The following is a 24649-nucleotide window of genomic DNA, read 5'->3' as shown; positions in this document are numbered from 1 at the left end:
TGGTCGTATTGGGCCTTCGATCCGTCAAAATGCGATTTGTCCAGACAGTTGAGACACTGGCGCCCGTGCAGGAGCGCCAAAAGATCTTGACGAGTGTGGAGGGGAACGCATGAGTGTGCCGGTCTTCGAAGAAATCGAACCCGCGGCCGACTGCGGTTGCGCGGGCTGCGCCCGGCAGCGGCGCGACCTCGCCCTCGGCCTGCCGGTGCGCGCGGGCGGCCACCCTGCGGCCCATGGCGCACGCAGGGCGCTGGTCCTGGTGACGGCGGCGGGGGTGGCCCTGGGGGCCGGGGGCGCGGGAGCGGCGGGGGCGGCGGAAGTGGCGGGAGCGGTGGAGGGGGCGAGAGAGGCGGGAGCGGTAGGGGCGGCGGAAGCGGCGAGGGCGATAGGGGCGGCGGAGGCGGAAGCGGTGGGCGCGGTGGCCGTAGCGACCGAGGCCGGGGTGGGCCGCGCCCTCTCGGAGAACGCCACCGGGCCCGGGCCCGAGACCCCGCAGGGCGGCCGGGGCCCCCTCCACGGGTCGCCCGGACCGGGATCGGCACCCTCCCCGGGAGCGAACCCGACGACCAGTCAGATCTCCGCCGAGTCCCTGCGGAAGACCACCCGGGCGGAGATCATCAACCGCGCGAAGACGTGGGTCACGGCGGCGGTCCCGTACTCGATGGAGCGGTACTGGGCGGACGGCTACCGCCAGGACTGCTCCGGCTACATCTCGATGGCCTGGAACCTCCGCTCCAACGAGTGGACCGGCAGCCTCGACCGCTTCGCCGACCGGATCGACCGCGCCGACCTGCAGCCCGGCGACATCCTGCTCTTCCACAACCCTGACAACCCGACGCGCGGCTCGCACGTGACGATCTTCGGCGGGTGGACGGACTACACGCACGCCTCGTACATCGCGTACGAGCAGACCAAGCCCCACACACGGAAGCAGGCGACGCCGCTCGCGTACTGGGAGAACTCGGACCGCTACCTCGCGTACCGCTACAAGGGCGTGGTGAGCGGCGGGGGCGGGTCCGGGTCCGGGTCGGGGTCCGGGGCGGTGTCGACCCCGTTCCCGGGGGCGGCGATGTTCGGGCCGGGCGCGAACAACGCGTACGTCACCCAGCTCGGCCGGCTGCTCGTCGCGCGCGGCGGCGCGAAGTTCTACAGCCAGGGCCCCGGACCGCGCTGGGGCGAGGCGGACCGGCGCGCCACGCAGGCGTTCCAGCTCGCGCAGGGCTGGCAGGGCGCCGCGGCGGACGGGCTGCCGGGGCCGCAGACCTGGGCGCTGCTCGTGACGGGGCAGGGCAGGGACATCGGCGGTTCGAGTGGTTCGGGCGGATCGAGCGCATCTGCGAGCGGGTTCCCCGGGCGTGGCTACTTCCGTCCCGGCCAATCCAACGCATATGTGGAGAAGCTGGGCAAACAACTGGTGAAGCGGGGCTACGGCAAGCACTACACGTCGGGCCCCGGTCCGCGGTGGACGGAGGCGGACCGCCGCAACGTCGAGTCCTTCCAGCGGGCCCAGGGCTGGCGCGGCGGCGCGGCCGACGGCTACCCGGGCCCGGAGACCTGGCGGCGCCTTTTCCGATGACCCCGAGAACATGAGGTGACGACCGAATGACGCCATCGACCCCCCCGACCCCCTCCGACTCCGGCCCCGCCGCCACCCGCGACGCAGCCCGCACCGCCCGCCGCCTCACCGACGGCCGCCTACGCCCTGCGGGGCCGCCGGGTGTGGGGGCGGGCGCGCCCACCACGGTGGACGGTGCCGGCACGCCGGCGGGCGCGGGTGGGACGGGCGTTCAGCCCGGTGCCGGTGCACCGGCGGTTCCGGGCGGGGCGTCTGCCGTGTCGTCAGCGACCGGGGGAGGAGGGGCGGTCGAGGCAGGCCCCGGCCACCCGACGGCTCCGGCCGCCGGTTCTGCGGCCGTGCCGACGGGGCCCGGCCCCGCGCCCGGCGGAACCTCTGGCACGGGCGGGCCCACCGTGGGGCACGACGCCGGGTCGCAGGCCGGCTCGGCCGACGGCTCGGCGGCGCAGCCGCTCGGTTCGTCCGGGCTCGGTCACCCGGCGCCGGCCGGCGCCGGACAGGACCCTGGCCCCGCACCCGGCCCCGGGCCCTCGGCGGCCCGGACCGTCAGTGGGCCGTCGGGCGCGGGACCGGTGGCCGGCGCCGGCACCGGGCCGACGGCTCCGACCGCATCCGGGCAGGTCGGTCCCGGTCTCGCGTCCCACCCGGGGCCTGCGGCCGTGTCCGCCGCAGCGCAGGGCTCGCCTGACGTCGGTCGCTCGGCCCCTGCCGGTGCCGGGCCGGGCGGTCCCGGTCTCGCGTCCCACCCAGGGCAGACTTCCGTGCCCGCAGCGGGCGCGGGCTCTGGTTCGGTTGCCTCCGGCCGCCCGGCCGCCCACCCTGGCGCTGGCTCGGCGGCCGGGCCGGGGCGTACCGCCGGATCCGGCGGGGTGGTCCCCGGCTCGTCCAGCCTCGGGCCCGCGGCGGACCAGGCCGTCAGGGGGCCGTCCGGTGCGGGTACGGCGGTCCGTAGTGGCTCAGGGCCTACGGCTCCGGCCACGGCCGGGGAAGGCTCAGGCAACGCACCCGCCCCTGCCGGCGCCGCCGTCCGGCCGGTACCGCAGAACCCCGGTCCGACGCGCGCCGGCGCGGACGGTGCAAGGTCGCCGCAGGCGCCCCCAGAGGGCCCTCGCCCCGCGAGCGCTCCTTCCGCTGGTACCGACCTCGGGCGCTCCGCGCCCCCGCCCGCCAGTTCCGATGCGCCTCAGGCGCCCTCCGCGGGTCCGGTTCGCACCGCTGAGGCGCCGTCCGCCGCGGGCTCGGCGACCGGCGTCAGCCCCGCGCGCGACCACGGAGCCGCTCCTGGTTCGCCGCAGGCACACCGCCCGGCAGGCGCAGCCGCCTCGGGTCGGCCGCCGGCTTCCACTGCCGAGGGCTCGGCGTCCGAAGCCGGCCCTGCGCGTGACCAGGGAGCTGCTTCCGGTCCGGCTCAGGCGCATCGTCCGCCGGGCGCAGGCACCGCCGGGCGTCCGTCAGTGTCCACCGATCCGGCTCCCGCTGCGGCGTCCGCTGCCCCGGCTCGCGGCCCTGGTGCGCCGTCCGCCATGGGCTCGCCGACCGGTGTCACCCCCGGCCGCGACCATGGAGCCGCACCCGGTTCTCCGCAGGCGCCCCGCCTGGCAGGCGCAGCAGCCGCCCCAGAGCGCACCCCGATGGCCACCGACCCGGCACCGGCCCGCGCTTCGGCGACGCCGGGCCCGACTTCCGCTGCTTCCGCGTCGCAGGGCACGGATCCCGCGCCCGCAGACTCCTCCGGCCCCGGCCGTCCGGCCGCGCCCGCCGCCGCTGCCGAGGCGTCCGCCCCCGGCCCCAGCCGCCCCGCGGCGTCCGTCACCGCAGGCCAGGCGTCCGTCTCTGGTCCCGGCCGTCCGGCCGCGCCCGCCGCCGCAGGCCAGCCTCCCGCGCCCGGCTCCAGCCGCGCGGCGGCGTCCGTCACCGCCGACCAGGCGTCCGCCCCCGGCCCCAGCCGCCCCGCGGCGTCCGTCACCGCCGGCCAGGCGTCCGCCTCCGGCTCCGGCCGTCCGGCGGCGTCGGGCACCGCAGCCCAGGCTCTCGCCCCTGACCTCCGCCACCCCGCAGCCTCCATCGCCACAGGCCCGGAAGGCGCGGCCGCCGCCGACCCCGTCCCCGACGATGCCGTCGACCTCGGGTGGATCGCCGGTGTTCCCGGCTCCGCGGCCGCCGAGTTGCCGACCGGCGCGAGCGCGACTGCTCAGCCCCAGCCCCAGCCCCGGCGCCGCACCGTCATCGGTACCGAGGGCACGGGCTCGATCCCGGTGCATCTGCTGTTCCGGGACGAGGCGGAGGGCGGCGACGACGGGGGGCCGGCCACCGTGCCCGTACCCAAGACGACGGCGACGGCGACGTCGACGCCGCCGAAGAAGCCCGGCATTCCCGCGCCCACGCGGCCGACCCCCGCCCCCGGCAACCGTCCCGCGCCCACCGCCGATCCCAAGCTCGTCGAGCGGCCGGGGCCGGTGCTGGCCGGGTGGGTCGGGGTGGTGGGTGGGATGGTCGCGCTGCTCGGGTGTGCCGCGCTCGTGTGGTGGGCCGGGGCCGTGCCCGGTGAGCTCGCGCGGATGCTGCGGCTGCCGGCGCGGCCGTACAACGGGATCCCGCTCGGACAGTGGGCGCTCCTCGCGCTCGGCGTCGTCATGGCGCTGTTCTTCCTGGGCGGTCTCGGCCGCGGCCGGGTCGGATACGCGCTCGTGCTGACGCTCTTCGGCGACTACCGCGGCACCGTGCGCCGCACGGGGCTGCTCTGGGTGAGCCCGCTGCTGCTCCGCCGCCGGGTCGACGTACGGCTGCGGCACTGGCGCAGTGAGCCGCTGCCCGCCGTGGACGCGAAGGGCACCGCGCTGAACGTCGTCGTCCTCGTCGTGTGGCGGATCCGGGACACCGTCCGGGCGGCGCTCGGCGTGGACCGGCACGAGGAGTACCTGCGGGAGCAGGTGGAGGCGGCGATGGCGCGGGTCCTCTCGCAGCTGCCGGCGGACGCGTTCCACGAGGACGCGCCGACGCTGCGGGACTCGGAGGCGGTCGGCGAGGCCCTGACGCGGATGCTGTCGGCGGAGTGCGCGCCGGTCGGGATCGACGTGTTCTCGGCGCAGCCGACGCGGATCGAGTACGCGCCCGAGGTCGCCGCGGCGATGCAGCGCCGCCGGATCGCGGCGCTCGACGCGAAGCACCGGGACAGCGTGCTGACCTCGGTCGTGGATGCGGTGGACGACGTGGTCCACCGGCTGACCTCCCGTGGTCTGGTCGAGCTGGACGACTACGAGAAGAAGGCGCTGGTGAAGGACCTGACCGTGGCGTTCTACACGGGCCGTAGCGCCCCCGGGGAGGGTGCCTGACGCGGGGGCGCGTCCCGCTCCCGTACCGCCGCCGTCGGTATGGACATGGCCAACTTCCGTCCCTACCTTGGAGCTTGGTCTAGACCTAGAGCCGACGGCTCGAAACCCCCACCCGCACGCGTGCAGCACAGCCCAACAGAACTCCCCACGTTCTCCTGGAGCGACAGCATGCGAAAGAAGACAGGGATCGCGGCCGTGGCGCTCGGCGTCGCCGCCGCCTCCCTCCTCGCCACCACCAGCGCGAGCGGCCACGGCTACACCGACTCGCCGATCAGCCGGCAGAAGCTCTGCGCCAACGGCACCGTGACCAACTGCGGCGACATCCAGTGGGAGCCGCAGTCGGTCGAGGGGCCCAAGGGCTTCCCGGCCGCCGGGCCCGCCGACGGGAGGATCTGCGCGGGCGGGAACTCCCGCTTCGCGCAGCTCGACGACGCCCGGGGCGGCGCCTGGCCCACCACCAGGCTCACCGCGGGCCAGAGCTACACCTTCCGCTGGCAGTTCACGGCCCGCCACGCGACCACGGACTTCCGCTACTACATCACCAGGAACGGCTGGACCGGTACCAGGGCCCTGACCAGGGCCGACCTGGACCCCCAGCCCTTCCTGGTCGTCCCCTACGGCGGCCAGCAGCCACCCTCCACGCTCTCGCACACGGGGACCGTCCCGGCGGGCAAGACCGGCCGTCACCTGATCCTCGCGGTGTGGACGATCGCGGACACCGGGAACGCCTTCTACGCGTGCTCGGACGTCCAGTTCTGAGGCCGCTTCCGAGGCAGGTTCCGAGGCCGGTTCCAGGGCCTCCTCATCTGACGTGACGTCAGCTAGCATCCGGCCCCATGAGGACCGTCGCGGAACTCGTACGACGCCAGTGGCACGACCACCGGACCGGACTGAGGGACGAGCGCACCACCCTCACCCACCACCAGGTCGCCGCCGGCGCCGCCGCCCGCGCCGCCCTGCTCACGGAGCTGATGCCCGACCGGCCGGGGCGCGAGCCGCACCTCGGTCTGCTGCTCGACAACACTCCGGAGTACCCGCTCTGGCTCGGCGCGGCGGCCCTCGCCGGGGCCGCCGTCGCCGGGATCAACCCCACCCGGCGCGGCGCCGAGCTGGCCCGGGACATCCGGCACACCGACTGCCGGCTCCTGGTCACCCAGCGCGCCCACCTCCCGCTCCTCGACGGGCTGCCGCTGCCCGGCGTACGGATCCTGGTGACCGACACCGACGCGTACGAGGCCCTGCTCGCCCCCTACGGGACCGCCACGCCCGACGACCGCTTCCTCCGGCCCGCCCGCCCCGACAGCCGCTTCCTCCTCTCCTTCACCTCCGGCTCCACCGGCGCGCCCAAGGCCGCCGTGTGCAGCCAGGGCCGGCTCGCCGCCGCCGGCGACTCGCTCGTGGCGCACTTCTCGATACGGCCGGAGGACACCCACTACATCTGCATGCCGATGTTCCACGGCAACGCCGTGATCGCCGACTGGGCCCCCGCGCTCGCCGCCGGCGCCGGGATCGCGCTGCGCGCCCGCTTCTCGGCCTCGCGCTTCCTGCCCGACGTGCGCCGCTTCGGCGCCACCTACTTCACCTACGTGGGCCGCGCCGTCCAGTACCTGCTCGCCACCCCGGAGAGCGCCCACGACCGCGACCACCGCCTCCGGCTCGGCTTCGGCACGGAGGCGGGCGCGGTGGACGCGGCCCGCTTCGAGGCGCGGTTCGGGGTGCGGCTCGTCGAGGGATACGGCTCCTCCGAGGGCGGGGCCGCGATCCAGCGGAGCCCCGGCACACCGGCCGGGGCGATCGGGCGGGCCGCGCCCGGCGACGACCTCGCCGTGGTGGACCCGGCCACCCGGCGCGAGTGCCCGCCGGCCCGGTTCTCGGCCACGGGTGTGCTGCTGAACGCCGACGAGGCCGTCGGCGAGCTGGTCAACCGAGGTCGCAGCCCCTTCGAGGGCTACTGGCGCAACCCCGAGGCCCAGGCCGCGCGCCTGCGCGACGGCTGGTACTGGACCGGCGACCTCTTCTACCGGGACGCCGACGGATACCTCTACTTCGCGGGCCGCACCGACGACCGGCTGCGCGTCGACAGCGAGAACCTCGCCGCCGCCATGATCGAGAACATCCTGGCCCGCTGGGAGCGCGCGGCGGGCGTCGCCGTCTACGCCGTGCCCGACCCCGTCTCCGGCGACCGGGTGATGGCCGCGCTGGCCCTGCGCCCCGGCGCGGTCTTCGACCCGGCCGCCTTCGCCGCCTTCCTGGGCGACCAGAGCGACCTGGGCACCAAGATGCCCCCGGCCTTCGTCCGGGTCGTCCCGGAGCTGCCCCTGACCGCGACGAACAAGATCCACCGGGTCGCCCTGCGCCGCGCCGGCCTCGGCTGCCCCGACCCGGTCTGGTGGCGACCGGCGCCCTCCGCCCCGTACGAGCTCCTCACCGATACCGCTCGCGAGACGCTCCGCCGTGCCTACGAGGAGCACGACCGCCCCTTCCCCGGCTGACCCGACCCGCATGACCTGGGCGGAAAACAAGGAAGCCCTCTCGCTTTCGCGAGAGGGCTTCCTCTGTCTGTGCGCCGCCAGGGACTCGAACCCCGGACCCGCTGATTAAGAGTCAGCTGCTCTAACCAACTGAGCTAGCGGCGCCTGCTGACAGAGAAAATACTACCTGGTCCCGAGGGGTGCTCGTGACCACCTCGCCGTCAGCCCCCGGATCGCCCGGTGGATCTCCTTGCGGACGGCCCTGCGGATCGGATCGCCCTAGATCGCCAGCGACAGCACCACCGGCGCCGCCCGCCGGTTCAGCGTGTCGGCCGCCGAGCGCAGCCGGTGCGCGTGCTCGATCGGCAGCGACAGGGCCAGGCAGCCCACGGTCGAGCCCGCCGTCAGCGGCACCGCCGCGCAGACCGTGCCCACCGCGTACTCCTGGAGGTCGAGCATCGGGACGGTCGGCGGCTGGCTGTCCAGCTTGGAGAAGAGGATCTTCTCGTTGGTGATCGTCCGGGAGGTCAGCCGGGCGATCTTGTGGCGGGCGAGGTGGTCGCGGCGCCCGTTCTGGTCGAGCTGGGTGAGCAGGCACTTGCCGACCGCGCTGGCGTGGGCGGCCGAGCGGAAGTCCACCCACTCGTTGACCTTCGGGGTGCGCGGGCCGTCGGCGAACTGGGTGATCTTCACCTCGCCGTCGATGTACCGGCTGATGTAGACGGCGGCGCCGACCGAGTCGCGCAGCTCGGTGAGCGTCTCCTGGAGCTTGCGCTCCAGGGCCTCGCGGCGGGTGACGCCGGAACCGAGGAGGACCAGGGAGTCGCCGATGACGTAGGCGCCGTCGGAGACCTGCTCCACGTATCCCTCGCGCCGGAGCATCAGGAGCATGGACGACAGATGGGCGACGGGCAGGCCGGTCTCCCGCGCGATCTGCACGTCCGTCACGCCGCCACCGTGCCGTGAGACCGTCTCAAGCACGCGCAGGGCGTATTGCACCGAGTGGAACGGCGCGGTGGGCTCGGGCTTCAGCGCCACGGTTTCCCCCTACCAGGTTGTGACCGCAAGCTTCCGTACCACGATAGCCGCCAAGCCCCCGCCACGGGGCGGCTGTTGGCGAGATTGATTCGGTGCTCAGGGGCCCTGGGCTGGGGTGCGCCACTCTGGCATATGCCATGGTCACAGCCCTGCCGGAGAGGGTGAGGTCAGGGCCGTGCGGGAGGCCGTCCGGACGGCCGTTCGATGCCGTTCCGGACGTGAAGATTTTTTCGGCGGAGCGGCTCGGAGGGAATAACCGGAGTCAGCCTCCAGTTGACCCCGTTCACCGGATCCCGCCGGCTCCCACCCCGTCCACTGATGTCTGAAAGGCCCCACGGTGAGCGACGACACGACGCGAGACGCGATTCCCGGAGACGCGATTCCCGGAGACGCGATCCGAGGAGACGCGATCCGAGGCGAGGTGCGCGGCACCGCGCCCGTACCGCTGTCCGTGCTGGACCTGGTCACCGTCGGCAAGGGGCGGACCGCGAGCCAGGCGCTCGCCACCAGCGTCGAGCTCAGCCGGCTCGCCGAGCGCCGCGGTTTCCACCGGCACTGGGTGGCCGAGCACCACTCCATGCCCGGCGTCGCCTCCTCCTCGCCCGCCGTGATCCTGGCCCACCTCGCCGCCCACACCCACCGCATCCGGCTCGGCTCCGGCGGCGTGATGCTGCCGAACCACGCCCCGCTGGTGATCGCCGAGCAGTTCGGCACCCTGGAGGCCCTCGCCCCGGGCCGGATCGACCTGGGCCTCGGCCGCGCCCCCGGCACCGACGGCGCCACCGCCGCCGCCCTGCGCCGGACCCAGACGCTCCACGAGGGTGCCGACGATTTTCCGGAGCAGCTCGCCGAGCTGACCCGCTTCCTCGACGACGACTTCCCGGACGGTCATCCGTACGCCCGGATCCACGCCGTGCCCGGCCCGGTGCAGGGTCCGAAGGGCCGCCCGCCGGTCTGGCTGCTCGGCTCCTCCGGCTTCAGCGCCCGGCTCGCCGGCCTGCTCGGCCTGCCCTTCGCCTTCGCCCACCACTTCTCGGCCCGCAACACCATCCCGGCCCTCGACCTCTACCGGGAGTCCTTCCGCCCCTCGGCGGTGCTCGACGCGCCGTACGCGCTGATCGGCGTCTCCGCGCTCGCCGCCGACGAGGCCGCGGAGGCCCGCCGGCAGGTGCTCACCGGCGCCCTGTCGATGCTGCGGCTGCGCACCGGCCGGCCCGGACTCATTCCCACGCCGGAGGAGGCCGAGGCGTACGAATTCAGCCTCGCGGAGCGCGAGTTCGTCAACGACTGGCTGGGGAACGTCGTGCACGGCACGGCGGACGAGGTGCGGGAGGGCCTCGACGCACTGCAGAAGCGCACCGGCGCCGACGAGCTGATGCTCACGGCGAACGCGCACGGCGCGGAGGCGCGGCTGCGGAGTTACGAGCTGATCGCCGACGCGTACGGGCTGCCGGAGCTCACGCCGGAGTCGTAGGAGGCGGAATTTCCCGGCCCGTTGGTTCAGCTTCGAACCGACCGGCCGGGGAAGCCTAAGTGAACCTTAAACCGCTCGTCACGCATGGTGGCGAGCGGTTCTTCGTTGTGCTGCACGTCTCTGACAAGGGCTTTCTTCCGGCAATTGGTCTAGTCCTCAATCTGGTTCAGACCATTGACGCGCTGTTCACGCGGCGGATATCACTGCTCCAACTTCCGTACCGCCACCCCTCCCGGAGGCCGCACGTGCACCCCCGCAACCCCCGCGCTCGCCGCAACCCCCGCACACCACTTCTCGCCGCCCTGCTCAGCTCGGCCCTCGCCGCCGGCGCCCTCGCCGCGACCGCCGGCCTCGGCTCCGCGCAGGCCGCCGACACCGCCGCCGCGCCGTCCACCGGCGGCGTCAAGATCGCGTACTACGACCAGTGGAGCGTGTACGGGAACGCCTTCTACCCCAAGCAGCTCGACGAGCGGGGCATCGCGGCCAAGCTGGACGTCATCAACTACTCGTTCGGGAACATCCACCCGACCGACCTCACCTGTTTCGAGGCCAACAAGGCCGCGGGCGACGACGCCAACCCCAGCGCCGGCGACGGTGCGGGCGACTCGTACGCCGACTACCAGAAGTCCTTCTCGGCCGCGGACAGCGTCGACGGCGTGGCCGACAAGTGGGACCAGCCGATCGTGGGTGTCTTCAACCAGTTCAAGGAACTGAAGGCGAAGCACCCCAACCTGAAGATCAACATCTCGATCGGCGGCTGGACCTACTCCAAGTACTTCTCGGACGCGGCCAAGACGGACGCCAGCCGCAAGAAGTTCGTCGCCTCCTGCATCAAGCAGTACATCCAGGGTGACCTGCCGGTCGAGGGCGGCTTCGGCGGCGCCGGCACCGCCGCCGGCATCTTCGACGGCATCGACATCGACTGGGAGTACCCCGGCTCGCCCGACGGCCACCTCGGCAACCACTACGCCCCCGAGGACAAGCAGAACTTCACGCTGCTCCTCGCCGAGTTCCGCAAGCAGCTCGACGAGTACGGCGCCGCGCACGGCGGCAAGAAGTACCTGCTGACCGCCGCGCTGCCGGCCGGCCAGGACAAGATCAAGAACATCGAGACGGACAAGATCGGCGCGTACCTCGACTACGCGAACATCATGACGTACGACATGCACGGCGCCTGGGACGGCGACGGGCCGACGTACCACCAGTCCCCGCTGTACTCCGGCAGCAACGACCCGACCGACGTCATCAAGCCGGGCACCGAGAAGTACTCGATCGACAACGCGATCGACTCCTGGCTGGACGGCAAGCCCGCCTACGGCATCACCGGCGGCTTCCCGGCCGACAAACTGACCCTCGGCTACGAGTTCTACTACCGCGGCTGGAAGGGCGTCCCGGCCGGCACCACCAACGGCCTCGCCCAGACCGCCACCGGCGGCTCGAACGCCCGCCCGCTCAGCCAGGCGGCCGGCATCGCGTACTACAAGGAACTCGGCGGCATCGTCGACAACCCGGCGACCACCTTCTGGGACGACCAGGCCAAGTCCGCCTACTTCTACAAGGACGGCGAGTTCTTCACCGGTCTGGACAAGCGCACCATCCAGGCCCGCGCCGACTACGCCCACCAGCGCGGCCTCGCCGGCGCGATGATGTACTCGCTGCTCGGCCTCGACGCCAACGCCACGCTCTTCAACCAGATCGTCGACGCCGTCGGCTCCTCGCCGACCACCCCGACGACGCCGCCCACCACGCAGCCGACGCCGTCCCCGACCACCACGACCCCGACCCCGACGCCCACGCCGACGGGTGGCACCTGTACCGCCCCGGCGTACGTGGCCGGCCAGGTCTACACCGGCGGCCAGACCGTCTCCCACAAGGGCCACAACTGGAAGGCCAAGTGGTGGACGCAGAACGAGGAGCCGGGCACGACCGGCGAGTGGGGCGTCTGGCAGGACCTCGGCGCCTGCTGACCCTCGTACCGGCTCCGTGAGAGCCACTGCCCCCGCCCGGAATGTCCCTCCGGCCGGGGGCAGTTCCATGCCTGCGGTACGGGTACGGGCACGCGTACAGGTGCGAGTGCGGGTGCGGGCTACGCCGGGAGCGGTTCCACGGGCAGGGGCGCGACGCCGATCAGGTCGGCGATGCGCTCCGGGGCCACCGCCCGCGAGTAGAGCCAGCCCTGTCCGGTGTCGCAGCCGATCCGGCGCAGCCGGGCGGCCTGGCCCGAGGTCTCCACGCACTCGGCGGTGACCGTGAGCCCGAGCCGGTGGGCGAGCTGGACGAGCGCCTCGACGATCAGCTCGTCGGCCGGGTTGGCGTGCGCCTCGTCCTGGAAGCCGCGGACGAAGGAGCCGTCGAGCTTGAGGACGGAGACCGGGAGGCGGCTGAGGTAGGCGAGGTTGGAGTAGCCGGTGCCGAAGTCGTCGATGGCGATCCGCACGCCCATGTCGCTGAGCGCCTGGAGGGCCTGGAGCGGCCGGCCGGCCGAGCCCATGACGGCGGACTCGGTGAGTTCGAGCTGGAGCAGATGGGGCGCGAGCCCGGTCTCGGCGAGGATGCCGGCGACGTCGGCCACCAGGTCGGAGTCCCAGACCTGGCGGACCGCCACGTTGACGCTGACGAAGATCGGCCGGTCACCCGGGTGGTCCTTCTGCCACTGCCGGGCCTGCCGGCACGCGGTCCGCAGCACCCAGCGGCCGAGCTCGACGATGGAGCCGTCCTCCTCGGCGATGCCGACGAACCGATTCGGCGTCAGCACCCCGAACTGCGGGTGGTGCCAGCGCACCAGGGCCTCGACGCCCCGCACCGAGCCGTCGGCGAGGTCGACGAGCGGCTGGTACTCGAGCGTGAACTCGTCCCGCTCGACGGCCGGTCGGAGGGTGGAGGAGAGCGCCTGCCTGGTCATCCGGTGGGCGTTGCGCTCGGGGTCGAAGAGGGTCCAGCGGGACTTGCCGTCGGCCTTGGCCCAGTAGAGCGTGGTGTCGGCGGCCTGCATCAGGCAGGTGGCGGAGGAGCCCTGGGCCGGGCGTTCGACGACGCCGATGGAGGCGGAGACCGAGAGCCGCTGCCCGGACAGGTCGAAGGGCTCCTGGAGCGCGGTCAGCGCGGACTGCGCGAGATCGGCCAACTGCTCGGTGCCGGTGGAGTCCTCGACCAGGATCGCGAACTCGTCGCCGCCGAGCCGGGCCACCAGATGGCCGCCGTTGCGGGTGTATCCGTAGCCGTCCGCGCACTCGGTGAGCCGGCCGGCGACGGCGGCGAGCAGCCGGTCGCCGACCCGGTGGCCGAGGGTGTCGTTGACCGCCTTGAAGCCGTCCAGGTCCAGGTAGACGATGCCGATCCGCCCTGTTCTGCCATGCCCGTACGACTGGTACGACTCGTACGACCGGTCGGGAGCCGGTTCCGGACCGCCGGGCGCGGCGCTCTCGACGGCGGCGTTCTCGATGGCCGCGGTCAACCGCTCGAAGAACAGGGTGCGGTTGGGCAGCCGGGTGACCGGGTCGTGCATCTGGAGGTGGCGCAGCCGGGCCTGGAGCTCGCGCCGGTCGCTGATGTCCGCGACCGACAGCAGCACGCGGCCGCTGTCGGGTACGGGTGCCACGGTCACCTCGGCCCACAGGGAGCGTCCGTCGGGGTGCTTGAGCCGGCGGGTGCAGCGGAAGCGGGAGCGCCGGCCGCTCAGCACCTCGCGGTAGGCGTGCCAGGTGCGGCCGTCGGAGCCGAGGTCGACGAGGTCGGCGGCGGCCTGCTCGCGCAGGGCGGCGGCGTCGGTGCCGAGCAGGGTGCCGAAGGAGTCGTTGGCGGCGAGGACGATGCCGTCCCGGTCGACCATGGCCATGGCGATCCGGGCGGCGTTGAACGCGGCGCGGTAGTCGCGGAGTTCGGAGTCGCGGGGCCCGGAGTCCCGGAGTTCGGGGTCGCGGTGGCCGGGGTCGCGGAGTCGGGAGTCGCGCGGGTCCCGGAGGTCGGATTCCGCTGCCGGGGGGTGACTCTCCGTGAGCGTCGGCTCAGCCGACGGGTGCACTGGTCCTTCGGGGGTTCCGCTCACCGCTCGCTCCCGTAGTGCGTTCGGGCCGTACAGATGTGGTCGGAATGGTCGGCCAAGGAAAGTGTGCCGATCATAGAGGCTGGCCGGGGCGCCGTTCCAGCTCCGAGGCCCGTCGCGGGCCTTCGGCGGGCTGTGAGGCTGCCCACCCGGACCCTCCGCCCGATCGTTTCTGCGCGGGTCTGACACGGGTCGACGAGGGCCTGACCGAATGTGACTTTCCGTGAGCTGACGCGTGCACGTGTCGCGTCGACCCGGTGGGTCCCGCTCACCCGACCGGGGCAGCGGAAAGGTGCGAAACCTGGCAAACCACCACAAGGTGGGTGAGGTGTCGCACATTCCGGAGCGGGAGGTCCACGTGAGGGGTCACGTGAAGGGTCAGCAGCCACCCGGGCGAGTGCACGGGCCGGTACGCCGCTCGCGCCTGCGGGCCGGCGCGGCCGCCTTCACCTCCCTCGCCGCGCTCGCCGCGACCGGCCTGGTCGCCGGCCCGGCCGTCGCCGCGCCCTCTGCCGGCCCCTGCGCCCTGCCCCGTACCGCCGCGCACCACTCGCTCGGCCTCGACACCTGGAACGGGTCCTACCCGCGCCCGACCCGCGCCCTCGACGCGGTCATGATCTTCCTGTCCTTCCCGGACTCCACCCCCATGACCACCCCCGCCCAACTCGCCGCCGACCACTTCCCCGGCACCTCCGAGTTCTTCGAGCGCGCCTCCTACGGCCGCTTCAGCCTGCGCGTCCATCCGCAGAAGAGCTGGACCCGGATGCCGCAGAACTCGGCCGCGTACGCGATACGGCGGGACTGGAGCGCCGAGCACCGGGCGGCCTATCTGCGCGACGCGATCCGGGCCGCCGACGCCTCGGTCGACTTCTCGCGCTACGACATCGTCTATCTGGTCGCCGACCCGGACGCGCCCGGCGTGGACTCCGACGCCACCAAGGTGGTCAACCTCGAACACCCCCTGGAGGCCGACGGCACCGAGATCAAGCGGGTCGTCACGGTCTTCGAGCGCCATCCGCCGGACCGCAACGTGCTCGCCCACGAGACCGGCCACGTCTTCGACCTGCCCGACCTCTACCACCGGCCGACCGACGGCAAGGGCGACTGGGACACCTACGTCGGCGACTGGGACGTCATGGGCAGCCAGTTCGGGCTCGCGCCCGACCTCTTCGCCTGGCACAAGTGGAAGCTGGGCTGGCTCGACCGCTCCCAGGTGAAGTGCGTACGCGGCCCGGGCACGCACGTCGTCGGCCTGGAGCCGGTCGCCGCCGCCCCCGTCTCCGGCGGCACCGTCGGCACCCGGCTCGCCGTGGTCCGTACGGGTGAGGACAGCGCCCTCGCGATCGAGGCCCGCTCGGCGACCGGCAACGACAAGGACACCTGCACCGAGGGCGTGCTCCTCTACCGGGTCCGCAACCAGGCGGCCTCCGGCGACGGCCCCGTCGAGGTCGTCGACACCCACCCGCACACCGAGGCGTGCTGGGAGCGCTCGGTCTACCCGCCGCTCGCCGATGCGCCGCTGCGCGAGGGCGAGTCGTACACGGTGCCGGGCACGGGCGTACGGGTGGAGGTGGACGGGCGGACGAAGGCGGGCGTGTGGACGGTGCGGATCAGCGGCCCGCAGCCGGTGCGGTGACCGCGCGACCCCACAACGAAGAAGCCCCTCGCTTCCGCGAGGGGCTTCTTCCGTCTGTGCGCCGCCAGGGACTCGAACCCCGGACCCGCTGATTAAGAGTCAGCTGCTCTAACCAACTGAGCTAGCGGCGCCTGCTGACGTCGTAGACATTAGCATCCGGATCCGCCGAAGCAAAAATCGATACCCGCAGATCGGCCGCCCTAACCGTCCGGACCGCCCTGGCCGCCCGCACGCAGGCCCACAGCAGCACCTCCGGCCCGGGCAGCCACGGCTTGCGGGTGTCGGGGGCGACGAGCCAGCGCGGACCGGCGGAGTCGTGCGGGGTGAGCGGCGGGACGGTCACGGCGTCGCCGATGCCGTGGCAGAGCGGCCGGGGCACCTCCCGGCCCCACTCCTCCCAGTCGAGCAGGGACGGTAAGCGCTGGGCGGTGCCCGGGGCCGCGAAGAGCAGCATCCGGCCCCGGTGCACCGCGACGGGCCCGCAGCCCGGGCCCTCGGCCCACAGCCGGTCCAGCATCCGGCGTCCGAAGGTCGGCTCGACGTTCACCACGTCGAAGGCCGTGCCGCAGGGGAGTACGGCGGGGGAGGCGGGATGCCGTTCCCAGGTCGCGAGCGCGGGGCCCGGGCGGGACGTGGCGGAGGCGAGCCAGGCGGCGCCGTCCTCGGTGACCCGCGCCGGCTGGTGCCGGCAGATGTCGTACAGGATCGTCGTCTCGTCGCTCAGCCACGTCGTCATGCCAGAGGTCTACCGGCCGTGACGGTGCCGTCTCGTCGGGTTGCCGAAAATCCGGACACGGCGGGGTCCGGGGGAGTATCTTGCGCCCCGGCATATGCCAGGAGGTCGAGCCTCCCGGCCTACTCCTCCGGGTCGCGGCCGCCCGTGCGGATCAGGTCCTGACCGAACTCGATCATCTTGCGGGCGTAGTCCTCGGTCCACTCCGCCCGCTCGGCCACGTCCGCCGCCGTCAGCCGGTCGAACCGGCGCGGGTCGGCGAGCTGTGCCGCCGCGATCGCCTGGTACTCGATCGCCCGGTCCGTCGCCGTGCGGAACGCCAGCGTCAGCTCGGTCGCCCGGGCGAGCAGCTCCCGCGGGTCCTCGATCCTCTCCAGGTCGAAGAAGTGCTCCGGGTCGGCGGCAGCCTCGGCCGGTTCGAAGATCAGCGGCGCCGGCCTGACCCGCCGCTGCCCGCCCCGCTCCGCGGATTCCGCCATGATCCCTCTCCTCCTCACACACGCGGCCCGGACACCCGGGCCACCTCCCATTCTCCCGCGCCTGGCAAGAGGGCCGACGGGGCCTGCCCAAGGGGCCCAGGTCACCCGGTGCTCCGCGAGGTGCGAGAGCACCGCGTGGATCGCCTCCCCCCCAGCCGTCGGGGGCCGTATTCATCGGCCGACTCAGGCGGCGTGCCGGACTCCGTCCGGCGGCACCGTGGCTGGGGGCGACGGCCTCAGGGCGTCCAGGCCACCCGGTGCTCCGCCAGGTGGGACAGCACCGCGTGGTTCGCCTCCCAGCCGTCGGGGAACTTCACCGTGACGCCGAGCTGGACCGGTTCCGTCGACGGGTGTTCGTCGAGGAGTTCGGTGACGCCGGCGCGGCAGACGACGATGCAGGCGTGGCGGTGGCGGGAGGTGAGGACGCAGAGGCGGCCGGTCTCCAGGTGGAAGGCGGTGGCGTCGGGGCGGCCGGAGAGGGGGTGGAGGACGACGGTGACGTCGTACTCGCGGCCCTGGAGGCGGTTGGCCGTGTCGACCGTGACGCCCGTGACGCCCACGTCGGCGAGCGCGGCGCGGATCGCGGCCGCCTGGTCGCGGTGGGCGGTGCCGACGGCGATGCGGTCCGGGGTGAGCGGGACGGGAGCGGGGGACCGTTCGCTGACGGCCGCGCCGCCGCGGTCGAGGAGGCGGCGGACGACCAGGGCGATCGCGTGCACGGCCTCCGGGTCGGTGCGCGGGGTGTGGCGGGCGGGGAGTTCGAGCAGGCCCCAGCCGGAATCGGCGGCCTCGTCCAGGACCCGGTCCGGGGCCGAGCCGTCGGAGGCCACGCCGAAGGAGAGCTTCCGGTCGCCGTGGCCCGTACCGCTGCGGAACGGCGTGTACGGGTAGAAGGCGTCGGAGACGAGCGGCGCGGCCGAGGCGGGGAGCCGCCAGGAGACCGGGAGGCGGTGCTGCGGCAGCTCCGGGTTGTGGGCCAGGAGGGTGGAGACGGCGGACGCCGAAGGGTCGTACGAAAGCCCCGCCCACTGCTCCGCGCCCACCACCGAGAACGGGTCCAGCTGGCCCGGGTCGCCCACGAACAGCGCCCGCTCGAACAGCCCCGCCACGGCGAGCAGCGCGTCCGAGCGCATCTGGTACGCCTCGTCCACGATCGCGTGCGCCCACGGCTCGACGTTCTTCACGTGCGCCCACTTCGCGGCGGTCGAGATCACCACCGGCAGCCCGGCGAGATCCGCCGGCTTCGACGACTTCCGTACGTGTTCGAGCTCGTCGAGCGCCTTGTCGTACGGGTCCGAGTCGTTCGAGTGCAGCCGCCCCACGCCGAGCCCCGGCTCCTTCTCGGCGAGCCGCAGCACCAGGTCGTCGACCTGCGCGTTGGTCTGCGCGACCACCATCAACGGGCGTCCCGCAGCGGCCAGTTCGAGCGCGGCGCGGACGACGAGCGTCGACTTGCCGGCGCCCGGCGGAGAGTCCACGACCACGCCACGTGCGGTGCCGTGCAGGGTGTCGGCCAGGATCTCGGCCGTGGCCCGGGCGGCCTCGGCGGAGGGGTCGAAGGTCACAGGATGTCCTCGGTGGTCACGGCGTCGGGCAGTTCGGCGGCGGCGTCGTCGGAGCGCGGGGGGCCGCCGTGCGTCCACGGCGTGTCCTCCGGGTCCGGCAGCTTCGCCCCCGGCCGCTGGTCGTGCTCGAACAGCGTCCAGACGATCCGCTCGCCCTTCTCCGGCACCGAGCCCTCCGCCGGCTCCTTCGACCGGCCCATCTTGTCCAGGAGCCGCAGCACGAGCGACCCGTCCTCCTCCGCGTACGCGAACTCGGCCGTCTGCGGCTTGCCGTCCAGCGAGCGGTACACCTTCACGCCCTCGGCCAGGTGCGGCCGGTCGTCCGTGCGGACGGTCAGGAGAGGACGCGGGCGGTTCTTCTCCGTGCGCGCCATCACGACTTCCGTGATCTCCGCGACGAACGCCTCGCCCGCCAGCCGCCGCCCCGCCATCACCAGCGGGTCGTCGAGCGCCTCCTGTGCCTCCAGCTGGCCCTGCGCCTGCTCGCGCGCCGCCAGCTTCTGCGCCGCCGTCACCGCGTCGTCACGGCGCGGCTGCGGCGGCTCGCCCGCCGCGATGCGGTCCCGCTGACCGGTGAACGACCAGCGGTCCCGGGTCCAGCGGTCGGCGACCCGCGCGCCCTCCGGCAGCTCGCGCAGCAGGTCGAGCGCCCGCCACACCGCGTACCAGGTCGGCTTCAGCTGGGAGACGATCAGGCGCCGGATCTCCCGCTCGGCCAGCGTCAGCGCGGCCAGGCCGTCCTCGGCCGCGCCGCCGTCCTCGGCGGCGCCGAGCGCCTGCCGGGCCCGGTCGTACGCCTCGACCGCGGGCGCGAGCAGCCGGTTGTCGAAGGCGGGATCGGTCGCGGGCCCGGCCGGCGGGCACAGCAACTGCCCCTGTCCGTCCCGTCCGAGCTCGGCGCGCAGTGCCGCCTCCGCCCCGGACTCTCCCTCGCCGGGAGCGATCCAGGCGAGCAGCGCGCCCAGGTGCTGGTCTTCCAGGGACGACTGGCCGGTCGCCCAGTGCCGGTTCAGCAGGTCCGTCGCCGCCACGAGCAGCGAGGTGCCCGGCACCCGGGCCCGCTCGCCGAAGTGCGTCAGCCAGCGCCCCAGCAGCGGCACCCGGGGCGGCGCCGGGAACGGCGTCTCCGGGTCCTGCTCGGCCGTGCGGCGGAAGCGCGTCGACCGCCCGAGGAGGCGTACGTACTCGATGCCGGCCCGGCTCGGCACCACCAACTGCGGTGCGTCCGCGCACAGTTCGACCTCGACCTTGACCTTCTTGCCGGTCTCCGGGTCGGTCTCGGACCGCTCGGCCGCCTCGACGACACCGGCGAAGGAGTCGACGTACGGCAGGATCTCGTCGGCCAGCTCGGCGAGGAACGCGAAGCGCAGGTCCCGGTCGCGCGGCTGCGGCACGACGAGCAGCCGCGGCTCCTCCGGGTCGGTGCCGACCAACGCCCCGAGCGGTGCGCCCGCCTCGCCCGACGTCGTCAACGGCACGAAGACCAGGGGTCGTTCCGACAGGTGCCGGTGCCGCACGGTGGCGAGCGGCTGGGCCCGGCCGGCCTCGACGGCCTCCATCCGGGCGAGCACGGAGATCAGCGACATGCGGACACCTCCGCGCCGCCGGTGGCTCCCGTGGCCCCGGCGACCTCCGCGCCGCCCGCGGCCCCCGCCGCCTCCAGCGCCTCGGCCCGCAGCGCGCGCGCCCTGCGCAGCGCCTCCACCGTCGGGTCGTCCGGGTCGCCGTCCTCGCCGCGCGCCGCCGCCAGGACCGCGCCGATCGTCGTCAGGCCGCCGAGTTCGCCGCGTACCGAACGGCCGAGGGTCGTCACCGCGTCCGCCGCGCGGGCGCGGGTCCGGCAGTGGAAGGCCAGTTCGCACGCGGAGAGGCACTCGGGGGCGTACGCGTGCGGCACGCACTCCACCGCCGAGGCCAGCTGCTCGGCCGAGCACTCGGCGACGTCGAAGGTCACGCCCTCCGGTAGCGCGTCCGCGATCTCCTCGATGCGGGTCAGCCGGGCCAGCTGGCGCCGGGTGACCGCGACCTGCTTGCGCACGTCCACCGCCGAACCCGTCGGCAGGTTGGAGAAGTCCTTCGGGCAGACGAGCAGCACCCGGTGCGCCACCGTCGCGCCCTCCGTGTGCGCCGCGATCCGGTCCAGGGCCAGCACGTACACGGCCGCCTGACGAGCCGCCGCGCCGACCTTCGACGCGTCCGCCGCGCCGTCGATCATCGGGAAGGACTTGATCTCGACGACCGTCCACCGCCCGTCGGGGTGCACCACGACCGCGTCCGGCTCCAGGTAGACCGGGGAGCCGGCCACCTCCAGGGCCAGCATCGGGTGGTCGAGCAGCGCCCAGCGGCCCGCCGCCGTCGCCTCGCGCAGCGTGAGCGCCGTGCGGGCCGCCCGGCCCTCGGGCCCGGCCGCCGCCAGCTCCGGCACGTCCACGGCGCCCGGCTCCGTGATGCCGAGCAGGGCGAGCAGCTCCCGGCCGCCGTCGGCCTTCACCTTCGCCTCGAACGCGTTGCCCCGGGCGATCGCGTACTGCGACTGGCCGAACGACGACGGCGCGCCCAGCTTCGCCGCGAGCGCGGTCTTGTCCACTCCGGCGCCGTCGAGGATCGCGCGCCGCCTGCAGCCCGGGTTCGCGGCCAGGGCGGCCAGGGCGCGCGCGTCGAGCGGACGCGGCACGGTGGCCGGTCCGCGCAGCTCAGCGAGCCGATGCCGGAGCGTCGTCTGCGGCGGTGTGGTCTGCGGCGGTCGGTGCGGACCGCTGTCCAGGGATGCGCTCACCCGCGGAAGTCTCCCATCCGCCACTGACAAGCGGGGAGTTTCGCGGGGATTCGCCCCCGAAGATCCGGTCCGCGAGACGGTCTGCGATCCGGTCCGCGACCCGGCGCACGTACGGCGTGAGCAGCAGGCCCACGCCCATCACCGCCGCCCCCGCGACCGCGTCGAGGAAGTAGTGGTTCGCGGTGCCCATCACCACCAGCGCGGTCAGCAGCGGATACGCCACGCCGGCCGCCCTGACCAGCGGCTTCCGCCCGTGCCGCCACAGCATCACCCCGCACCACAGCGCCCAGCCCACGTGCAGGCTCGGCATCGCCGCGTACTGGTTGGTGAGGCCGCCGAGCCCGCGCGGCGCGCTCGCCTGCCCGCCCCACCAGCCGTACGCGCTGAAGTGCGCCATCGTGTCGGTGAAGCCGTACATCGGGTCGAGCAGCCGCGGCGGGCAGGTCGGCATCAGCGCGAAGCCGACGAGGCCGAGGAGAGTGGCGGTCATCAGCCAGGTGCGGGCGGCCAGGTAGGCGGCGGGGCGGCGGCGGAACAGCCAGACCAGGACGGCCGGTGTGACCAGGTAGTGCAGGGACGCGTAGGCGAAGTCGGCGGGGATGCCGAGCGCGGGGGTCGCCGTGAAGAGGCGGTTGAGCGGGTGCTCGAAGTCGATCGCCAGCCACTCCTCGGTCCGCAGGATCCCGAGGCCGTGGCCGACGGCGTCCGAGACGTCCCCGGCGGCGAGCAGCCGCCCGGCGGAGTAGGCCGCGTACACCGCGGCGATCAGTATCAGCTCCAGCCACCAGCGTGGTCTGCGCCCGGCCATGCAAGGTCCCCCCACTCGTTCCTGATCGTGGGAGGACGCGGTCCGGGGCCGGGAGGTTGCCCGCCGGTCACCGGGAATTCGGGTGGGCGATGATGGACGGGCACCCGTAAGGGGACCCGTACCCGTGAACACCTGGAGAGCCTCCATGGCACCGCGCATCCTGCTCGCCCGGCACGGCCAGACCGAGTGGTCGCTGCTCGGCCGGCACACCGGCAGGACCGACATCCCGCTGCTCGACGAGGGCCGGCGCGGTGCGAAGCTGCTCGGCGAGCGGCTCGCGCGCGGGCCGTGGCAGGGACTCGACGGCGTCGAGGTGCGCACCAGCCCCCTGGTACGGGCCAGGGAGACCTGCGAGCTGGCCGGCTTCGGCGAGCGGGCGACGGACTGGGACGCGCTGATGGAGTGGGACTACGGCGCGTACGAGGGCCTGACCCCGCCCGAGATCCAGAAACTCCAGCCCGGCTGGTTCATCTGGCGCGACGGCGTGCCCGACGGGGAGACGATGGCCGAGCTGTCGGCCCGTGCCGACCAGGTCGTGGAGTGGGCCCGCTCGGCCGACCGGGACGTGCTGATCTTCGCGCACGGCCACATCCTGCGCTCGATCGGCGCCCGCTGGCTCGGCGAGGACGTCTCCTACGCCGCCCGCATCCGCCTCGACCCGACCAGCCTGTCGGTGCTGGGCTGGGCGTACGGCGCCCCCGCGATCGAGCGCTGGAACGACACCGGGCACCTGGAGTAGGCCCCTCGCGCGCGAGTCGCCCGTCCGCGGCGATGTACGCGGCTCAGTGCCGGCTGAGTGCGCGGCTGAGTGCGTGGCTCAGCGCGTGGCTCAGTGCGCGACTGAGTGCGCGGCGATGAGCCGGCGCGTCTGCGACAGCATCCGGCGGATCCGCGCGGACTCGACGCCGTCCAGGGACGCCTCCACCCGCCGTACCTCCGCCGCCGCCTCGTCGGGTCGGCCCGCGTGCGCGAGGTCGGTCGCCAGCTGGGCGCGGTAGAGCGCCAGGTTGCGGGCGAAGTGCGGGTCCTGGAGGAGCACGGCGCGCTGGGCGTGCCGGGCCGCGCGGGTCCAGTCGCCGAGCAGCGACCAGCACTGGGCCTCCAGGGCCTCCATCTCGGGCTCGCCGAAGAAGGACATCCACTCGGGGTCCTCGTCGGCGGCGCCCCGCGCGAAGTGGGTGTGCGCCCGGCCGAGGGCCTGCGCGCAGGCGGACCGGTCGCCGAGCCCGGCCCACGCCCCGGCCTCGCGCAGGCTGAGCAGCGCCAGCAGCCGGGCCGAGCCGAGCGGCTGGGCGGCGCGCAGTCCGGCCTGCGCGGCCCGTACGGCTTCCCGGTAGCGCCCCGAGTCGCGGGCCAGGAACGAGGTGTTGCAGAAGGCGTGCGCCTCCAGGGCCGCGTCCCCGGCCACCCGCGCGGTGGCGAGCGCCTCGGCGTAGTGGGAGCGGGCGTCGTCGAGCCGGCCCGAGTCGTGGGCGAGCCAGCCGACGGAGATGGCGAGTTCCCCGGCGCCGTTGTGCAGCCGGTCGGCGGTGGAGCGGCGGGTGGCGACGCCCGCGTCGAGCAGGGCGTAGGCGGTGCGCAGCGGCTGGGTGGCGCGCTGGTAGAGGCCGTCGGCGCCGTGCCGGTCGTCGAGCAGCCGGATGTTCCGTACGGCGTCCTCGACGGCGCGGACCTCGGCCTCGCCGACGCGGTGGACGCCGCGGGGCGCCGGGATGGTGGCCGCGGGGACGGCGGCGGTCCTGGAGGCGCCGCCGTGGGGGGCGGCGAGCGCCGCGGCCGGGCCGCAGAGGCCCAGCGAGGCGGTCGCCACGGTGGCGGTGCCGCCGGTCATGAATGCGCGACGCAGCACGTCGCTCTCCTCATCGTTCCGGGTGGTGAGGGCGAGGGGTGGCGGTGCCCCGGCCGCCACGGCGGCCGACCGCCGGCCGCGAACGGCCTCCCGCGCCGAGAACCCCAGGTCCGCAAGGCCCAGTCCGGGGAACATGTGCAGGAAGACCCGCTCGTACGCGTAGTTCGGGCAGCGGATCTCGCCCGCCTCCACGCGCCCGATGTAGCGGGCGTCGCATGCGACCTGCTCGCCGATCTCCCGCGCCGCCCGGCGGACGAGCGCGGCGAACTCCGCCGGTGAACGCTGTCCGCGGAGTCTGCGGAAGGCGAGGTTGGGAACTGCCCGTGACAACGCCATGGCCGAGCCCTCTCCTGGTGCTGCCGGTGTTCCGGCGGCAAGAACGTACCTGCTGTGACCGGCCGCGCACGCTGGGTTTGGCAACAAATCGGATATCTCGCCCGCGATCTGCCATGAACTGCCATCCTTTGCGGCGGCGTGCCGCCGTAGCCGTTGACGCGCACGGGCGTTGAACCAGGGTGTGGAGACGCGGCGCAGCCGGACCGCGTCTCCCGCTTCGGAGCGAGGAGGGTTCCATGGTGGAAACCGGAGCCATCGGGCCGGTCACCCGGCCGTACGCCGGGCCGGCCGCGTCGCAGTCGACCGAGCGGCACGCGCCCACCCCGGACGCCAGCGCGTCCTTCGCGACCCACACCGGGACCGGTCAGGCCTGCGACCTGGTGACCGTGCCGGCCCGGCAGGGGCTGGAGGCCGTGGACATCCTGCGCCGGGCCGACCGCCTTGGTGCCGGTGCTCTGGAAGCCGGTGCCGGTGCCGTTGAGCATCCACGACTCGGTGGCCAGGCCCCGGGTGTCGGAGCCGAGCGCGGTGCCG

17 protein-coding genes, 2 tRNA genes and 1 pseudogene are annotated in these 24649 nt (G+C 74.0%); 9 read left to right on the top strand and 11 right to left on the bottom strand.

From position 1 onward, the window contains the following. Positions 1-109 precede the first annotated feature (109 nt). The 4 genes from ACWEJX_RS16910 to ACWEJX_RS16895 all read left to right on the top strand — a co-directional run bounded on the left by ACWEJX_RS16910 (position 110) and on the right by ACWEJX_RS16895 (position 7400). Positions 110-1576 (top strand): peptidoglycan-binding protein, encoded by a 1467-nt coding sequence (locus tag ACWEJX_RS16910; protein WP_451608205.1) that lies wholly within the window; start codon positions 110-112, stop codon positions 1574-1576. A 1631-nt stretch (positions 1577-3207) separates the two neighbouring features. After that, positions 3208-4908 carry an SPFH domain-containing protein gene (locus ACWEJX_RS16905; RefSeq protein WP_451608204.1) on the top strand — a complete coding sequence of 567 codons (1701 nt, stop codon included), beginning with the start codon at positions 3208-3210 and terminating at the stop codon, positions 4906-4908. 168 nt (positions 4909-5076) lie between these two features. Next, positions 5077-5667 carry a lytic polysaccharide monooxygenase auxiliary activity family 9 protein gene (locus ACWEJX_RS16900; RefSeq protein WP_451608203.1) on the top strand — a complete coding sequence of 197 codons (591 nt, stop codon included), beginning with the start codon at positions 5077-5079 and terminating at the stop codon, positions 5665-5667. Positions 5668-5744: 77 nt separating this feature from the next. Next, positions 5745-7400 (top strand): AMP-binding protein, encoded by a 1656-nt coding sequence (locus ACWEJX_RS16895; protein WP_451608202.1) that lies wholly within the window; start codon positions 5745-5747, stop codon positions 7398-7400. A 70-nt stretch (positions 7401-7470) separates the two neighbouring features. Here the strand turns inward: ACWEJX_RS16895 and ACWEJX_RS16890 are convergent. Continuing rightward, a tRNA-Lys gene (locus ACWEJX_RS16890) sits at positions 7471-7544 on the bottom strand. Between the two features lie 114 nt (positions 7545-7658). Continuing rightward, entirely contained in the window at positions 7659-8417 is a 759-nt protein-coding gene (locus tag ACWEJX_RS16885) for an IclR family transcriptional regulator (protein WP_403800997.1), read from the bottom strand. A gap of 364 nt (positions 8418-8781) precedes the next feature. Between ACWEJX_RS16885 and ACWEJX_RS16880 the strand changes: the two genes are divergently transcribed. Together ACWEJX_RS16880 and ACWEJX_RS16875 are read left to right on the top strand one after the other, a co-directional pair. Next, complete coding sequence (locus ACWEJX_RS16880) at positions 8782-9891, top strand: LLM class flavin-dependent oxidoreductase (RefSeq protein WP_451608249.1); 1110 nt, start codon at positions 8782-8784, stop codon at positions 9889-9891. A gap of 245 nt (positions 9892-10136) precedes the next feature. Then, positions 10137-11858, top strand: a complete 1722-nt coding sequence (locus ACWEJX_RS16875; RefSeq protein WP_451608201.1) for a glycosyl hydrolase family 18 protein — start codon at positions 10137-10139, stop codon at positions 11856-11858. A 119-nt stretch (positions 11859-11977) separates the two neighbouring features. On the opposite strand, the gene ACWEJX_RS16870 is transcribed toward ACWEJX_RS16875, so the two are convergent. After that, complete coding sequence (locus tag ACWEJX_RS16870) at positions 11978-13936, bottom strand: putative bifunctional diguanylate cyclase/phosphodiesterase (protein ID WP_451608200.1); 1959 nt, start codon at positions 13934-13936, stop codon at positions 11978-11980. Between the two features lie 367 nt (positions 13937-14303). On the opposite strand from ACWEJX_RS16870, the gene ACWEJX_RS16865 reads away from it, so the two are divergent. Next, positions 14304-15569 (top strand): M6 family metalloprotease domain-containing protein, encoded by a 1266-nt coding sequence (locus ACWEJX_RS16865; RefSeq protein ID WP_451608248.1) that lies wholly within the window; start codon positions 14304-14306, stop codon positions 15567-15569. Positions 15570-15626: 57 nt separating this feature from the next. Here ACWEJX_RS16865 and ACWEJX_RS16860 read toward each other — a convergent pair. From ACWEJX_RS16860 to ACWEJX_RS16830, 7 genes are all read right to left on the bottom strand, one after another. Then, positions 15627-15700 (bottom strand) — tRNA-Lys (locus tag ACWEJX_RS16860). Further along, a complete protein-coding gene (locus tag ACWEJX_RS16855) occupies positions 15691-16305 on the bottom strand; it encodes a bifunctional DNA primase/polymerase (protein WP_451608199.1) in 615 nt (204 codons plus the stop codon). The genes ACWEJX_RS16860 and ACWEJX_RS16855 overlap by 10 nt, the downstream gene beginning before the upstream one ends. 119 nt (positions 16306-16424) lie before the next feature. After that, positions 16425-16781 carry a hypothetical protein gene (locus ACWEJX_RS16850; RefSeq protein ID WP_451608198.1) on the bottom strand — a complete coding sequence of 119 codons (357 nt, stop codon included), beginning with the start codon at positions 16779-16781 and terminating at the stop codon, positions 16425-16427. Between the two features lie 236 nt (positions 16782-17017). Further along, positions 17018-18346, bottom strand: coding sequence for an AAA domain-containing protein (locus ACWEJX_RS16845; protein WP_451608197.1), 1329 nt, complete (start codon positions 18344-18346; stop codon positions 17018-17020). Next, positions 18343-19932 (bottom strand): hypothetical protein, encoded by a 1590-nt coding sequence (locus tag ACWEJX_RS16840; RefSeq protein WP_451608196.1) that lies wholly within the window; start codon positions 19930-19932, stop codon positions 18343-18345. The genes ACWEJX_RS16845 and ACWEJX_RS16840 overlap by 4 nt, the downstream gene beginning before the upstream one ends. Beyond that, positions 19923-21122, bottom strand: a complete 1200-nt coding sequence (locus ACWEJX_RS16835; protein ID WP_451608195.1) for a hypothetical protein — start codon at positions 21120-21122, stop codon at positions 19923-19925. The genes ACWEJX_RS16840 and ACWEJX_RS16835 overlap by 10 nt, the downstream gene beginning before the upstream one ends. Continuing rightward, complete coding sequence (locus tag ACWEJX_RS16830) at positions 21040-21930, bottom strand: phosphatase PAP2 family protein (RefSeq protein WP_451608194.1); 891 nt, start codon at positions 21928-21930, stop codon at positions 21040-21042. Before ACWEJX_RS16830 ends, ACWEJX_RS16835 begins: the two co-directional genes overlap by 83 nt. A gap of 145 nt (positions 21931-22075) precedes the next feature. Between ACWEJX_RS16830 and ACWEJX_RS16825 the strand changes: the two genes are divergently transcribed. Next, complete coding sequence (locus ACWEJX_RS16825) at positions 22076-22669, top strand: histidine phosphatase family protein (RefSeq protein ID WP_451608193.1); 594 nt, start codon at positions 22076-22078, stop codon at positions 22667-22669. Positions 22670-22759: 90 nt separating this feature from the next. Here ACWEJX_RS16825 and ACWEJX_RS16820 read toward each other — a convergent pair whose 3' ends face one another. After that, positions 22760-24115 carry a tetratricopeptide repeat protein gene (locus ACWEJX_RS16820; RefSeq protein WP_451608192.1) on the bottom strand — a complete coding sequence of 452 codons (1356 nt, stop codon included), beginning with the start codon at positions 24113-24115 and terminating at the stop codon, positions 22760-22762. Between the two features lie 236 nt (positions 24116-24351). Between ACWEJX_RS16820 and ACWEJX_RS16815 the strand changes: the two are divergent. Then, a pseudogene (locus ACWEJX_RS16815) lies at positions 24352-24649 on the top strand (hypothetical protein); the annotation flags it as partial.

Source organism: Streptomyces sp. NPDC004788, from assembly GCF_053601115.1.
The sequence above is the reverse complement of the archived record's forward strand: the minus strand, read 5'-3'. Positions and strand labels throughout refer to the sequence as shown.